Genomic DNA, 14,022 nt, shown 5'->3' with positions numbered 1-14,022 from the left:
TGAGTTGGAAGTTTGAACGGAACCGAATTGAGCGAACCAGTTTCAAAACCTCTCCTGATCGTCGATGGCCTCAGTGTCGAGTTTGGCGCGAGCCGCGTCGTTGACGACCTCAGTTTCTCGGTGTGTCCTGGCCGCACGCTGGCTGTGGTGGGAGAATCTGGTTCGGGTAAGTCAATCACGTCACTTTCCATTATGCGGCTTGCCGATATGAGCGGCGCAAATTTCCCGTCCGGCCGCATTTTGTTCGGCGAACACGATCTGCTAAAGGCTGATCAGAAGACAATGCGGGGAATTCGCGGCAAAGAGATCGCTATGATCTTCCAGGAGCCTATGACCTCGCTCAATCCTGTATTCACCATCGGTAACCAAATTTCCGAAGTGCTGATGCTGCATGAAGACATGAGCCAGCAGGCGGCACTTATTGAGGGGAAGCGGCTTCTCGAAATGGTGCGGCTGCCGGACGCGGAAGGGCTGTTGAAGCGTTATCCGCACCAGCTTTCCGGCGGTATGCGCCAGCGCGTCATGATCGCGATGGCGCTTGCCTGCCGCCCGAAACTGTTGATCGCCGATGAGCCGACAACTGCACTCGACGTGACCATTCAGGCCCAGATATTGCATATTATTAGAGAATTGCAGCAAGAACTTGAAATGGCTGTAATTTTTATCACGCACGATATGGGCGTGGTTGCGGAAATGGCCGACGACGTCGTGGTCATGTGGAAGGGCAAGAAGGTTGAGGAAGGCCCAGTCGGGCAGATTTTCTCACAGCCGGAGCATCCCTATACGAAGACGTTATTATCGGCGGTGCCAAAACTTGGCAGCATGACGGGTGAAGCTTTTCCAAAACGCATGCCGGTCATGTCCATGCAGGACGGCGTGCCTGTTCTGACGGGTGAGGAGCGCATTCAGGACACGGCACGCTATGGCGACAAGCCGTTGCTTTCCGTGGATGATCTTTATGTGCGTTTTCCGATCAGGAAAAATCTGTTCGGCAAGGTCACCCATGTCTGCAACGCGGTGTCGAAGGTTGCCTTCGATATTTATCCCGGCGAAACGCTTGCTTTGGTCGGTGAATCCGGTTCGGGCAAATCGACCATCGGGCGCACCATCCAGCAATTGCAGGCGCCGCTTTCCGGCGATATCCGCTTCAACGGTAAGGCCTATTCGGCCATGAGCGTCGCTGAACGCTACGCGATGCGGCGCGAAGTGCAGTATATTTTCCAGGACCCGTTTGCATCGCTCGATCCGCGCAAGACAGTCGGCTTCTCCATTGCAGAGCCGATTCGCACGCACGGTCTTCTCGATAATGACAAGGCGATCAACGCACGCGTGGCGGAATTGCTGGAGCGGGTTGGCCTCGCTCCAGAACACGCCAGGCGTTATCCGCACGAGTTTTCCGGCGGCCAGCGCCAGCGCGTTTGCATTGCGCGCGCACTTGCCTCCAAACCGAAGCTGATTATCGCAGATGAAGCGCTGTCGGCGCTGGATGTTTCCATTCAGGCACAGGTTATCAACCTGTTCATGGACCTGCAGAAAGAGCAGAATCTGGCTTATCTCTTCATCAGTCATGACATGGCGGTCGTAGAGAAGATGAGCCACCGCGTCGCTGTTCTATATCTTGGCCAGATCATGGAAATCGGCTCGCGTCAGCAGGTTTTTGAAACGCCGTCACACGACTACACGAAGCGGCTTCTCTCGGCTGTACCGATTGCCGATCCGACTGCGCGTACCAACCGGTCTGTTCTGGAAGGTGAAATTCCGAGCACAACACGCCGGATCGACGATAAACCTCCGATCTACCGTCATCGCCAGGTTGCAGCCGGGCATCTCGTGGCCGAAACCGCCTGACGCATAAAGTTCAACAGAAACCCAAAGGGGAAAAAAATGATAAGGAAAACACTTAAAGCCGTTCTCATGGCTTCCGCTCTTTCGGCGGCAGTGTTTGCATCTGCTCCGGTCTTTGCTGCCGGAAAGTTGACCGTTTCGTCGCCACAGGATCCAGGCAGCTGGGACCCGATTGATACGTTCCTCGTCAACTGGGCTTCTGTCGCCACCAATATATTCGACGGTCTTGTTTATCGCGGACCGGACCTCAAGATCGTTCCGGCGCTCGCGACCTCGTGGGAAGAGTTGGATGAAGGCAAGCGCATTCGCTTCCATCTACGTGAGAACGTCAAGTTCCAAAACGGTGAGCCATTTAATGCAGAATCCGTCAAGTTCACCTTTGAGCGTCTGCTCGGTGACGAAGGAGCGAAAGGTCCGCAGCGTTCCAACTATATCGCCATCGACAAGGTGGAAATCATTGATGACAAGACAGTCGATTTTCACCTGAAGGCGCCAGACCCGGTTCTGATCACCAAACTGGCCGGTTATGGTGGCATGATCGTTCCGCCGAAATACATCAAGGAAAAGGGGGACGATTACTTCAACATGCATCCGGTTGGCACTGGACCGTTCAAGTTCGTCTCTTATGAGCCTAAGGTGAACATCAAGCTTGAGGCTTTTGCCGACCATTGGGGTGGTGCGCCTGAGCTGTCAGAACTCGAATATCGCTTCATCACCGAGCCTTCGACCGCAGTTGCCGAACTTCAGGCTGGTCGGGTTGATCTGGTCATCCCACCGACTATTCCAATCGGCATGATTCCTACTATTGAAAGCGATCCGAAGCTGCAATTGGTCACTACGGCTGGCCCGACGGTCTATGCTTTGCGCTTCAATACGGCAGACGGAATCACCAAGGATGAACGCGTGCGCAAGGCGCTGATTATGGCTGTGGATCGCGATGCGATTATCCAGTCCATTCTGGCCGGTCAGGCGGAAGCGATTGCCAGCTTCCAGGGTTCGCTGTCCTTCGGCTTCGACCCGAATATGAAGCCCGTGCCTTACGATCCCGAAGGGGCCAAGAAGCTGCTCGAAGAGGCGGGTGTGCAGCCCGGCGCAAATGTTCAGATTGACGTGCGCGGTCAGGATGCGAGTTTCAATGAAGTGGCGCAGGCAGTTGCCAGCTTCCTGCAAATGGTTGGTATCAACGCAACGATCAAGCCTTACGACACTAACGTTCTGCTGAATGACATCATTCCGCAGGGCAAGACTGGTGCAATGTTCCAGCAGTCCTGGGGTGGTTGGACTCTCGACTACGACAATACCGCTTACTCAATGTACCATTCTGGCGAGAAGTGGAATCCCTACGACAAGGACGAGAAGCTTGACAAGATGCTGGAAGCACAGCGCTCGGTCCTTGACCGCGGCCAGCGTGAAAAGCTTCTTCAGGAAATTGCGCATTATGCTGCCGACCGGGCTCTTGAAATGCCGCTTTACAATCTCAAAGCAATCTTCGGCGTCAACAAGCGCGTGAAGAACTTCGTGCCGGTTCCCGATAGCCGTTTGCGTCTCACGGACGTGACTGTCGAGTAAGCAGGAATGACAATACGGCAAGCCGGTCAAATTCGGCTTGCCGTAGCATTTTGGAGGCGCACTGGTGGCCGGATTTTTGATCAAACGAATTTTGCAGGCGTTGTTCGTGCTTGTCGCGATGACGCTGCTTGTCGCCTTCGCGGTCCGCCTGACAGGCGATCCGGCGTTGATGCTGACGCAAGGCGCAGGCAGTATTACCGAAGCTGACCTGGTACGCATCCGCGAAGGCCTCGGTCTCAATCAGCCATTCTTCGTTCAGTACTGGCAGTTCCTCAAGGGGCTCTTCACGATGGATATGGGGCGCAGTTTCCTCGGCGGTACGCCGGTTTCCACACTCGTGGCCGGTGCTCTACCTGCTACGCTGATGCTGGCCTTCGCCTCCCTGTTCGTTTCCATTGTTATTTCCGTTCCGCTTGGCATCAAGGCTGCCGTGTCGCGTGGAAAATGGGCTGACCAGCTCATCCGCATCTGCTCGCTGGTGGGCTTGTCGTTTCCGAATTTCTGGCTCGCCACCATGCTGGTGCTGCTCTTCGGCATCTCGCTGCAATGGCTGCCGCCAAGCGGCATGAACGGCATTGCAAGCTTCATCATGCCAGCGCTCACCATGGGTATTATTTTGACCGCGACGAATGTCCGTCTTGTGCGCACATCAATGCTGGAGACGCTGCAATCGCAATATATCATGGTGGCGCGCGCCAAGGGGCTGAGCGAAAACAAGGTTCTCTACAAGCATGCGCTGCGCAATTGCGCCATTCCGCTGATCACCTATCTTGGCCTTCAGTTTGGCGGGCTTCTCGGCGGCATCGTCGTGGTTGAACGTGTGTTCAACTGGCCGGGCATGGGCACGCTTGCTTTCGACGCTGTGGCCGGGCGCGATTATCCTGTCTTGCAGGCCACCATCGCGATCCTTTCCATGTTGATCATCGGCGTCAATCTTCTCGTGGACATCGCCTATGGCCTTGTCGATCCGCGTATCCGCACGGAGTAGGACACATGGCAACCAAGACCTCATCCGTTCTGTTTTCGCGTTTTGCGAGCCTTGAATTCATTATCGGCGTCGTGCTGACTGGCTGCATCTGTCTGGCCGTGATTTTCTCCGGCTATCTGTTTCCGGGCGGCGCAAACAAGATTGATCTTCTGGCGCGGCTGACGCCGCCATTCGTCAATCCGGCCCATATTTTTGGCACCGATCCGCTGGGGCGCGATGTGCTGGCGCGGGTCATCACCGGCGGCAAGATTTCACTGTTTGTTGGTTTCGTTTCAGTGATAGGCTCCGTGGTTATCGGCACGATCATGGGGCTTGTCGCTGGCTATTATCGCGGCTTTTGGGACATGGCGTTGATGCGCTTTGTCGATGTGCAACTTGCTATGCCGTTTATCCTGCTTGCCATCACGGTCATGGCCATTCTGGGTGGCGGTCTGTTTAATACCATTATTCTGCTGATCGTCTCGCAATGCGTGCAATATGCGCGACTGGTACGCGGCTCGGTGCTTTCGCTGCGCGAGCGGGAGTTCATCCTGTCAGCGCGTGCCATTGGCGTGAAAGACTGGCGCATCATCTACCAGCACCTGTTGCCGAACTTGCTCGGTCCGGTCATCGTGCTGATGACGCTCAACGTCGCCAACAATATCCTGCTGGAATCGAGCCTGACCTTCCTGGGTCTCGGTGTGGATCCCACCATTCCAAGCTGGGGCGGCATGCTGGCTGACGGTCGCACTTATCTCCAGACCGCATGGTGGGTGAGCATATTTCCGGGGCTCGCTATTCTCTTCACTGTGCTCGGCCTCAATCTCCTTGGCGACTGGTTGCGTGACAGTCTCGACCCGACCGGCAGGACTTCCCGATGAGTGTGCTTTTTGAGAAAACCTACCCGCGTACTGTTCATGCGCTTGTAGATTATTTGCTGAAGCCGCAAATGCGCGGCGCGAAGGCGGAGGCCTGGCTGTTCGATGATCAGCCGAGCCGGTTCGCGGCCGAAACGAAGCTGCGCGCCGCGGGCGTCGAGGCGCGACTGCGCTCGGCTTATAAGCCGCTCCTGCATTTCTTTCTGGAAGAAGTGGATGGCTCGGCGCTGAAGTCGGCTGCGGTCCGCTATCCACGCCATGACGCCTGCGTGCAGAACCGGTTCCTTCTTGAGACCTATCCCTTATCGGCGCTTCTGCCGGAGGTGGAGATAGATTTCTCGCCTTCGGGCAAAGACGATTTTCATTATGAAGTCGAACTGGTTTTTGCCGATGGCCAAAGCGAGAAGCACAGGGTTTTTGCGCCAAACCGCGTGCATGTGGATTTCATCGGCGAAACGCTGGTGTCGCCGACCGGCTGGCTGACCGTTGCGCAGGACGGTGAGACAGAAAGCACGCGCTACGAAACTTCCTATGAAAAGCTGTTTCATGACACGATCTCAAGCGTCGCGCTCCATGACTGGAAGCGCGGCGAACCCTATTTCGATGAGCTGAACATTGCGGTCAGCCTGCCGATAACCGACCGTCGCTTGCCCTACGATGAAGAAACGCTGAGCCTCACCGAAGCCATGCACGAGGATATTTATTTCTCGCTGCTCGAAGTCTTTCAGAAAAAGTCCGGTCGCCCGGTTGGCGATCGCGGCTTGCAGCCGGGCCAGATCGTGCCGGAGGTCCGCTTTTGCGATGCCGAACCATCGGTCAGAGTGGAAACGCGGCCACTTTCCACCGATGATGCATTGACGGCGGAGCAGGTCCTAGAGACGGCGCAAGCGCCGCTTTCTGCCGATCAGATTCGCCGTGAAATCGCTAGACTGGGTGGCGAGCCATTCGAGGCAAAGACCCGTTCAGGCAGAACAGTACGCGCAACTTATCGTAAGGGCAGTGATGCGGCGATGATGATCAGTGCCGGTCAGCACGCCAATGAAACGACGGGCGTTGTCGGCGCGTTGCGTGCGGCCAGTAGGCTTGCCGAGCGCGAAGGCGCACATTTCACGATCTCACCACAGGAAAATCCTGACGGATACGAGATACACAAACGGCTTTGCGTACTTCAGCCGCATCATATGCATCACGCTGCTCGCTATACGGCGCTGGGTGACGATCTCGAATATCGTAAGGGTGAGCGGCTTTATGAAAAATCCATTCGGGTCGAAGCAGAAAGGCGGACGGATGCGAAGCTGCATGTCAACCTGCATGGTTATCCTTCGCATGAATGGACGCGACCGCTATCCGGCTACGTGCCACGTTCCTTTGCTATGTGGACGCTGCCGAAGGGCTTTTTCCTGATTATTCGCCACCACGCTTCGTGGGAAAAAGAAGCTGAACATCTAATAGATCATGTGACAAAGCATCTGGCTTCTATTGATGGATTGGTCGCTTGTAACAACGCCCAGATCAGTCTGTTCGAGCAACATGCGGGCGAAACCGGTTTCCGCATTGTCAACGGGTTTCCGTGTCTGGTCGGCGTTGATGACCGGCACACCGTGCCGCTGACGCTGATCACCGAATATCCGGACGAGACGGTTTATGGGGATGCCTTCGTTAAGGGACACACGGCACAAATGGAAACCGTGCTGGCATCATATGATGCCTTGCAAGCATTGTTTCCCCCGGATGCTGTTGCTTAAAGCATAATTCGACCGGCGTGAAACGAGGATCGATTATGCTTAAAATAGGAGAAGTTAGAGCGCAGATCTCACCCAATCCGATCTGCGCTCTAAAGGTAATAGACGCCGATGCGTTTGCCACCGATGATTTCCACGGCTATCTCCATCTCGTAGATGTCTGAGAGAATTTTCGGGCGGATCAGTTCTTCAGGGCTTCCCTGATGTACAACTTTGCCGTAACGCATGGCGACTATATGGTCAGAATAGCATGATGCAAAATTGATGTCGTGCAATACGAGAACCACAGTTTTTCCAAGTTCGTCTGCGGCTCGCCGCAACAGCTTCATCATTGAAGCAGAATGCTTCATATCAAGATTGTTAAGCGGTTCGTCCAGCAGCACATAATCAGTATCCTGGCAAAGCACCATTGCTACGAATGCTCGCTGGCGCTGCCCGCCGGAAAGCTCATCCAGAAAGCGTTCGCTTAGACCTTCAAGGCCAAGATAGCGGATGGCCTGTTCGACATGCTTGCAATCCTCTTCGTTCGGACGGCCCTTGGAGTAGGGGTAACGGCCAAAGATTACGAGGTCGCGCACGGTCAGGCGCGAACTGATTGCATTCTCCTGTCGCAGGATCGAAAGACGTTTTGCCAGCACGTCACCGGATGTGCTCGAAACGTCGAGCCCGTCCACGGTCACGCGGCCGCTATCCATCGGCATGAGACGGCTCACCATTGACAGTAGCGTCGATTTTCCTGCGCCATTTGGCCCGATGATCGAGGTTATGCCGCGAGCTGGCAGTTTCAGGGTTACATCATCGACGACAAGCGTGTCGTTGTAGGATTTGTTGACTTTGCTGATTTCTATCAACGCGCATGCCCCCTGACGAGAAGGAGAATGAAGATAAGGCCGCCCAGAAACTCGATGATGACGCTGAGCGCAGTGTTGAACGAAAAGATACGTTCAAGAATGGTCTGTCCGCCGACGATGCAGAGGACGGCAAGCAATATGGCTGTTGGTAGGATAAACCGGTGTTTTGCCGAACCGGCCAGCATGTATGCCAGATTGGCCACCAGAAGACCAAAAAAAGTAATAGGACCAACCAGTGCGGTGGACACGGAAACCAGCACGGTCACCATGAACAGGATCTTGCGGACGATGCGCCGATGATCGAGACCCAGATTTATTGCCGGCTCTCTGCCAAGTGATAGGACATCATAAACATAGACGAAGCGTAGACCGTAAAGCGAAATTGCAGCAACGATGACGGCTGACATAATCAGAATGTCACTATTGATGGTATTGAAGCTGGCGAATAAACGATTTTGCAGAACAGCGAAGAGGTTTGGATCAAGCATCCGCTGCATCAGATTGGAAATGCTGCGGAAGAAGACACCGCAGACAATACCGACAAGCATTACGAGATGCAGGCTTCGCGTCGCTCCCGAAAACAGCCAGTAGTAGAGCGTCCCGGCAAAAACCACCATGATAGCGGTTTCAGACAGAAACCTGACATTCGGCCCCAGCCAGCCGATTTGAACGGCACCGGAAAAGAAGACCACCAGCGTCTGTATCAGGATATAGAGCGCATCAAACCCCATGATCGAAGGGGTCAGGATACGGTTGTTCGTGACGGTCTGGAACAGAACCGTTGAAACTGCAATCGAGTATGCGACCAGTATCATGGCTGCAAGCTTGGTGCCGCGGAAGGACAGTATGAAAGACCAGCTTCCTTTTGCGCCGACGGTCATGAATGCCACCGCCGTAAGAACAGTGAGCGCGCAAAGTAGCAAGAGAACCAGAATAGGACGCTTAAGCAAGGCGTGAACCCCGCCGTAGCAGCAGATAGAGGAAGAGCGCACTTCCTACGACGCCCATCATCGTGCCTATCGGGATTTCGTATGGAAAACGAACCAACCGCCCCACAATGTCACAGGCCAGTACGAGTCCGGCGCCGAGCACTGCCACCCATGGCACTGCACGCCGCATATTGTCGCCGATGAGCATGCTGACAACGTTTGGGACGATAAGTCCGAGGAAAGGTATTATGCCAACAGTCACCACGACTGATGCACTGACCATAGAAACAATGACAAGGCCAAGTGTAATCACACGGCGGTAATTGAGGCCTAGATTGGTCGTAAAATCCTCTCCTAGTCCCGCGACTGTAAAGCGGTCGGCAGCGACGTAGGCGATAATGGTAAGAAAGAAGGCAAGCCATAGGAGTTCGTAGCGTCCACGAAGGACACCAGAGAAGTCACCTGTTGTCCAGGAATTGAGCGATTGCAAGAGATCGAACCGGTAGGCAATGAACGTTGCTGTGGCACTAATGACGCCGCCGAGCATGATGCCGACCAGTGGCACTACGAGAACGGATCGCAACGGAATGGCGCGGAGGATGCGCAGGAATAGAGCAGTTCCAGCAAGCGCTGTGACGGAAGCAACCAGCATCTTGGCAATCACGGGCGCTTCAGGAGCAAATAATATTACCAGTAGTATGCCAAGACTTGCAGATTCCACGGTACCCGCCGTTGATGGCTCCACGAAACGGTTGCGTGTAAGAATTTGCATAATCATGCCAGAAACGGCCATGGACATGCCTGCCAGAATAATTGCAAGCGTACGTGGAATGCGGCTGGCGAGCAGAACTTCGGTCGCGCGGTAGCTGCTTCCGGCTCCGAAAAGTGTGCCCAGCGAGACATCGATGACGCCGATAAACAAACTGATGACAGCCAGTAAGGCAACAAGTGCTATGGCTGCTGCAAGTCCCTTCACGCTCATTTCCTGTTCTGTTGCCTGATCGCGAATTCGGGCCACAGTTGGGTGGCCCGACCGGATTGGGTTTGGAAAGCCGTTAATTCGCTTTGTCGAAAGCCTGCGAAAGCTGATCAATCGTGCTGTGAAGCGCGCCGAGGCCACCGCCGATCAGATACCAGTTCTGAGCATTCAGATAGACAATCTGATCCTGTTTCCAGGCGTTGGTCCGACGCACGAGTTCGTTGTCGAGCACTTGCTTGGCTGAATTGCCTTCACGTCCAATGGCGGCATCGCGGTCGATGACGAATAACCAGTCGGGATTGGTTTCGAGGATGAACTCAGAGCTGACAGGTTGGCCATGATTGCCGATTGAAAGGTTGGCTGCTACGGGTTTGACTCCGAAGCTATCGTGCAGGACGCCGAAGCGTGATCCTGGGCCATAAGCACTGATCTTGCCGCCGGACGTGAGGATCAGAAGGCCGGTGCCCTTTTTGGCGGCCTTTTCTTTAAGTGCAACGATTGCGGCATCAAGCTTCTCGGCCTCTGCTTTCGCTTCTGTTGTCTTTCCAAAAATCTGGCCAAGTTTTTCGACGTTGGCTTCCGTATCCCCAATGAAGTTCTTAGCGTCGGTCGTCAGATCGATCGTGGGTGCTATCTTCGCCAGCTCTGCATATTTCGCGGCCGAGCGCCCCGCCACGATGATCAAATCCGGCTCCGCCGCATTGACGGCTTCGTAGTCCGGTTCGAACAATGTGCCAATTTTCACATAATCGTCGCTCTGATATTTTTTTAGATATTCAGGGAACGCTATGCCGCTTGGAACACCCGTTACCTTGACACCAAGGCGATCCAAATTGTCGAGAGTGCCGAGATCAAAAACCAAAACCCGTGTGGGTGAGGCTGGTACCGCTGTCTCACCTTGCGCGTGCTTGATGGTAAGATCAGCAGCATTTGCAGTGGCAGCGATGCCCAGCACCACGATGGCGGCACCGCAAAGACGTGCAGCCTTCTGAGCGATATTCAGCATGGTGTTCGATCCTTTCATTAATCCTGTGTTTTATAGGCAGGTATCTTTTCGTCGAAGGCCGAAAGATACAATTCAGTTGTTTCTCGCCTTGGGGTGGGCGAGCAGGATGAAATTGAGGCTGTCTTCCACGGCGAACGGAATCATCGACCCATGGGTTTCATTTTCGAAATGATGAAAGGCAGCATCCATTTGAGGCAGCTCTGAAAGCTCTTTGAACACATCTAAACCAGAAGGTCCGCCACGCAGTTTTTTCAGCCGTTCACTGTCCTGCTCGGTCTGACCGGGGCGGCTTCCTCGCTTACCGGAGGTTTCCACAAGTAGACGGATTGGGCGAGGCGAAGCCTTGAAGCGCCTGATGAACCGATCTTTATCTGATAGAATCGAGCGATTATTCCACCAGATTGACGGATCTGCTGCGCCGTAGACGTGGAACGAGTCCGTGTGGTTGAAGAGGGCGTAAAGCGTGAATAATCCGCCCAGAGAATGGCCGAACAGGGCCTGCCGGTTTTTGTCGACGTTGAAACGTTTTTCGATTTCGGGCTTTACCTGTTTGGTGATGAAATCGAAGAAAGCATCTCGTCCTCCGGTCCTCGGCACGTTGAAGTGAACTGGGATCAGATTATCAGGCGTTGGCGGTGTAAGATCGAAATATCGCAGGCGAACAATTTCTTCCTGACTTTCCGTTGGATAACCTATGCCCACGAATACAGCCTTTAGTGCGGAATTTTCTGCCATGAGTTTTGCCGCGATCGGCAACATGCGATTGCCGTCGACCATATACACGACAGGATATCCGCCTTCGGGCGCGGCCTTTTTCGGTTCAGCGGTAAAAATGCGATAGGCGATGCCGTTCGCTTCCATATCGAAGGAGGCGGTAACCGGCTCAGCCGCCCGTACGGCAGAAGCAGCAAGTATCCCTGCCATCATCAGGTGCGCCTTTTTCAAGTTAATAGACAGTGCGCTCATAGGAGCATCCATTCAGGGAATAGTCGCCCGCCATCGCTGGCAGGCGGCTTGTTGTTGCGATCCTAGAAGCGGGAGGTCATGCCGACCCAAAGACGACGGCCATCGACAACCGTATTGAAATCATCAACATCTACTTTTTTGTCGAAGACGTTGTAGACGGCAGCATTCAAAGTGACATTCTCGCTGAAGTCATACGAACCGCCGATATCGAAGGTCGCATAGGGCTTGTACTTCCGTGCAACCACCTTTCCGTTTCTGTAGATAGGTTCACCGGCCGTCCCGATGCGCGCGCCAGCATTTGTTTCTTCGCCGTGGTAATTGCCGGCAGCCCAAGCATTCAAGCCTTCAACCGGCGTTATCCAGTCAGCGCGTAGGCTGGCCATGTGCTTTGGCGTACGCGCCAGAGGCAGGCCCCTATAGTCGCCGGTCTGTTGTTCTGAGTCGGTATAGGTATAGTTGCCGCGTAGGGTAATTTTATCAGTCGCTTCCCAATTGAAGGTCAACTCCACGCCTTGCATGACGGCTTCGTCGATGTTGAAGCTATACCAGAGACGATAGTTTGGATCTTCGCTCCAGCGAACAGGATTGCCATTGGTGTCTGTCACCAACGCATTGCTGATCTTGTCCTTGAAATCTGTATAGAAGTAGGTCGCGCCAAGACGAAGCCCGGACTGATTGTCCCAAAGAACACTGGCTTCATAACTTGTGCTTTTTTCAGGCTGTAGATTTGGATCGCCGATGATCACACCACAGGTTCCATTCGGCCCGTACGAGCATCCCGAGCCGCCTGTTGTATAAGCATAGCCCGGTGCGACGCTCCGGAGTTCTGGCGCGCGGAATCCAGTGGAGATACCGCCCTTGAAGGTCAGTTGTTCGGTCGCGTGCCAAACGGCATAACCCCGGGGGCTGAAATGTGAGCCATAAATTTCGTGGTCATCCATGCGCAGGCCACCCGTCAGGGCAAAGTCTGGCGTGAGCCACCATTCGTCTTCGGCGAAGAGCGCCCACTGGCGAACGCTAAACTCTTCATCCAAGCCTGTACGCCGCCCCGGATTTTGGTCGGTCAGCACCGACTGCATGAATTGCCCACCGGTGACAAGTGTATGATTCCCATAGAATTCGAACGGCGTCGTGAACTTACCATCGAGCACGGAATTGCGGATATGAGGTGAGCGCAGGTTTTCCACGTAGCTCTTTGTCTTGTTGTCCCAGTTGAAATTGGTACGCTCCGCCCATTCCTGCTGGAATGAGAATTCCGATGTTGTTGGCCCCCAGCGTCCTGTATGGCTAATCGACCAATGATCGCGGTCGTTATAGTTGTAGGAATCCGAACCCGATGCCGCCGTGTTGCCGACGTTCGACTCGCGGCGAAGGCGGGTCTTACCCAATTCGAGCATTATATCGTGGTCTTCATTTGGTGTGATTGTAACACGCCCGGTGATATCAATATCTTTCTGTTCAGGTGTACCGCTGACGATACTGTCTTCCTGACGCTTGAGACCGCGTCCCCAAATCTGGACGCCGACAAGGTTCGGAACCAACGGCCCGGTCATGTAATAAGAACCCTGCAACGAGTTTCCGTATTTGGAATGCTGCTGAATTGTGCCGTCGATAGAGAAAGAACCGCTCCAGGTATCTGATACTTTCTTGGTTATCACATTGATGACCCCGCCCATGGCATCCGATCCGTAGAGCGAAGACATGGGGCCACGGATAACTTCGATCCGTTCGATTGCATTCGCAGGAGGCAAGAAGCTCTGTTCAAAGCCAGAGTTGCCGTTGGTGCGGGCATCACGGGTACTCTGACGTTTCCCGTCAACGAGCAGCAATGTGTACGAACCGGGAAGGCCGCGAATATAGATATCGCGTTCGGCGGCAGAGCCCGTAACGGCTACGCCTTGAACATCTTTCAAAGCGTCGGTCAGGTCGCGATAGGCGCCTTTTTCCAACTCCTCGCCGGGAACCACAGTGATACTCGCAGGAGCGTCGGTGATATTCTGTTCGAATCCGGTTGCAGTGACAACGATCTGGTTAAGCTTGACGGTGCTATCAGCGCTTGTTTCAGGGCCTGTTTCTGGTGACGACTTTCTTTTATCGGCGCTGACTTCATCTGAAGCTGCTTCTTGTGTAGGGTTGGTTGCGGTTTGCGCAATCGCAATTGTTTCGCTCAAAAGCAGTACTGTGGAAAGACAGGTCCCCGCAAGGATCGCCCGATAAATTGGCAATTTGCTGGCCAAGCGCCTGTTTTGTGTACCGTTGGCCCACAATCCCCGAAACAAGCTGGTCATTT

The 14,022-nt window shown here is 54.2% G+C and carries 11 protein-coding genes; 5 read left to right on the top strand and 6 right to left on the bottom strand.

All coding sequences use genetic code 11. The features are described 5' to 3' along the window. Positions 1-12 precede the first annotated feature (12 nt). From FJQ48_RS06965 to FJQ48_RS06945, 5 genes are all read left to right on the top strand, one after another. On the top strand, positions 13-1,848 hold the full coding sequence (locus FJQ48_RS06965) for an ABC transporter ATP-binding protein (protein ID WP_139974449.1): 1,836 nt from the start codon (positions 13-15) through the stop codon (positions 1,846-1,848). A gap of 36 nt (positions 1,849-1,884) precedes the next feature. After that, positions 1,885-3,414 (top strand): ABC transporter substrate-binding protein, encoded by a 1,530-nt coding sequence (locus FJQ48_RS06960; RefSeq protein ID WP_139974448.1) that lies wholly within the window; start codon positions 1,885-1,887, stop codon positions 3,412-3,414. A 64-nt stretch (positions 3,415-3,478) separates the two neighbouring features. Then, positions 3,479-4,402 (top strand): ABC transporter permease, encoded by a 924-nt coding sequence (locus FJQ48_RS06955; protein WP_139974447.1) that lies wholly within the window; start codon positions 3,479-3,481, stop codon positions 4,400-4,402. Positions 4,403-4,407: 5 nt separating this feature from the next. Continuing rightward, entirely contained in the window at positions 4,408-5,262 is an 855-nt protein-coding gene (locus FJQ48_RS06950) for an ABC transporter permease (RefSeq protein ID WP_139974446.1), read from the top strand. Beyond that, positions 5,259-7,004 (top strand): peptidase M14, encoded by a 1,746-nt coding sequence (locus FJQ48_RS06945; RefSeq protein WP_139974445.1) that lies wholly within the window; start codon positions 5,259-5,261, stop codon positions 7,002-7,004. The genes FJQ48_RS06950 and FJQ48_RS06945 overlap by 4 nt, the downstream gene beginning before the upstream one ends. 89 nt (positions 7,005-7,093) lie before the next feature. Here FJQ48_RS06945 and FJQ48_RS06940 read toward each other — a convergent pair whose 3' ends face one another. From FJQ48_RS06940 to FJQ48_RS06915, 6 genes are all read right to left on the bottom strand, one after another. Beyond that, positions 7,094-7,852, bottom strand: a complete 759-nt coding sequence (locus tag FJQ48_RS06940) for an ABC transporter ATP-binding protein (RefSeq protein ID WP_139974444.1) — start codon at positions 7,850-7,852, stop codon at positions 7,094-7,096. Continuing rightward, a complete protein-coding gene (locus FJQ48_RS06935; protein WP_139974443.1) occupies positions 7,849-8,802 on the bottom strand; it encodes an iron chelate uptake ABC transporter family permease subunit in 954 nt (317 codons plus the stop codon). The genes FJQ48_RS06940 and FJQ48_RS06935 overlap by 4 nt, the downstream gene beginning before the upstream one ends. After that, the gene (locus FJQ48_RS06930; RefSeq protein ID WP_139974442.1) at positions 8,795-9,757 is read right to left on the bottom strand and encodes an ABC transporter permease; all 963 of its coding nucleotides are present in this window, start codon (positions 9,755-9,757) and stop codon (positions 8,795-8,797) included. Before FJQ48_RS06930 ends, FJQ48_RS06935 begins: the two co-directional genes overlap by 8 nt. Before the next feature lie 79 nt (positions 9,758-9,836). After that, positions 9,837-10,766, bottom strand: coding sequence for a siderophore ABC transporter substrate-binding protein (locus tag FJQ48_RS06925; RefSeq protein WP_180350143.1), 930 nt, complete (start codon positions 10,764-10,766; stop codon positions 9,837-9,839). A 72-nt stretch (positions 10,767-10,838) separates the two neighbouring features. Then, on the bottom strand, positions 10,839-11,732 hold the full coding sequence (locus tag FJQ48_RS06920) for an alpha/beta hydrolase-fold protein (RefSeq protein WP_139974440.1): 894 nt from the start codon (positions 11,730-11,732) through the stop codon (positions 10,839-10,841). Between the two features lie 62 nt (positions 11,733-11,794). Further along, complete coding sequence (locus FJQ48_RS06915; RefSeq protein WP_139974439.1) at positions 11,795-14,020, bottom strand: TonB-dependent receptor; 2,226 nt, start codon at positions 14,018-14,020, stop codon at positions 11,795-11,797. Between the last annotated feature and the right edge of the window lie 2 nt (positions 14,021-14,022).

It is taken from the genome of Ochrobactrum sp. CGA5, assembly GCF_006345815.1.
In the GTDB taxonomy this organism is placed as follows: domain Bacteria; phylum Pseudomonadota; class Alphaproteobacteria; order Rhizobiales; family Rhizobiaceae; genus Brucella.
The sequence above is the reverse complement of the archived record's forward strand: the minus strand, read 5'-3'. Positions and strand labels throughout refer to the sequence as shown.

Excerpts from the sequence above, each read along its gene's own strand:
- FJQ48_RS06950 (WP_139974446.1), top strand. The coding sequence starts at position 4,408 with ATGGCAACCAAGACCTCATCCGTTCTGTTTTCGCGTTTTGCGAGCCTT.
- FJQ48_RS06960 (WP_139974448.1), top strand. The coding sequence starts at position 1,885 with ATGATAAGGAAAACACTTAAAGCCGTTCTCATGGCTTCCGCTCTTTCG.
- FJQ48_RS06920 (WP_139974440.1), bottom strand. The coding sequence starts at position 11,732 with ATGAGCGCACTGTCTATTAACTTGAAAAAGGCGCACCTGATGATGGCA.
- FJQ48_RS06925 (WP_180350143.1), bottom strand. The coding sequence starts at position 10,766 with ATGCTGAATATCGCTCAGAAGGCTGCACGTCTTTGCGGTGCCGCCATC.
- FJQ48_RS06945 (WP_139974445.1), top strand. The coding sequence starts at position 5,259 with ATGAGTGTGCTTTTTGAGAAAACCTACCCGCGTACTGTTCATGCGCTT.
- FJQ48_RS06915 (WP_139974439.1), bottom strand. The coding sequence starts at position 14,020 with ATGACCAGCTTGTTTCGGGGATTGTGGGCCAACGGTACACAAAACAGG.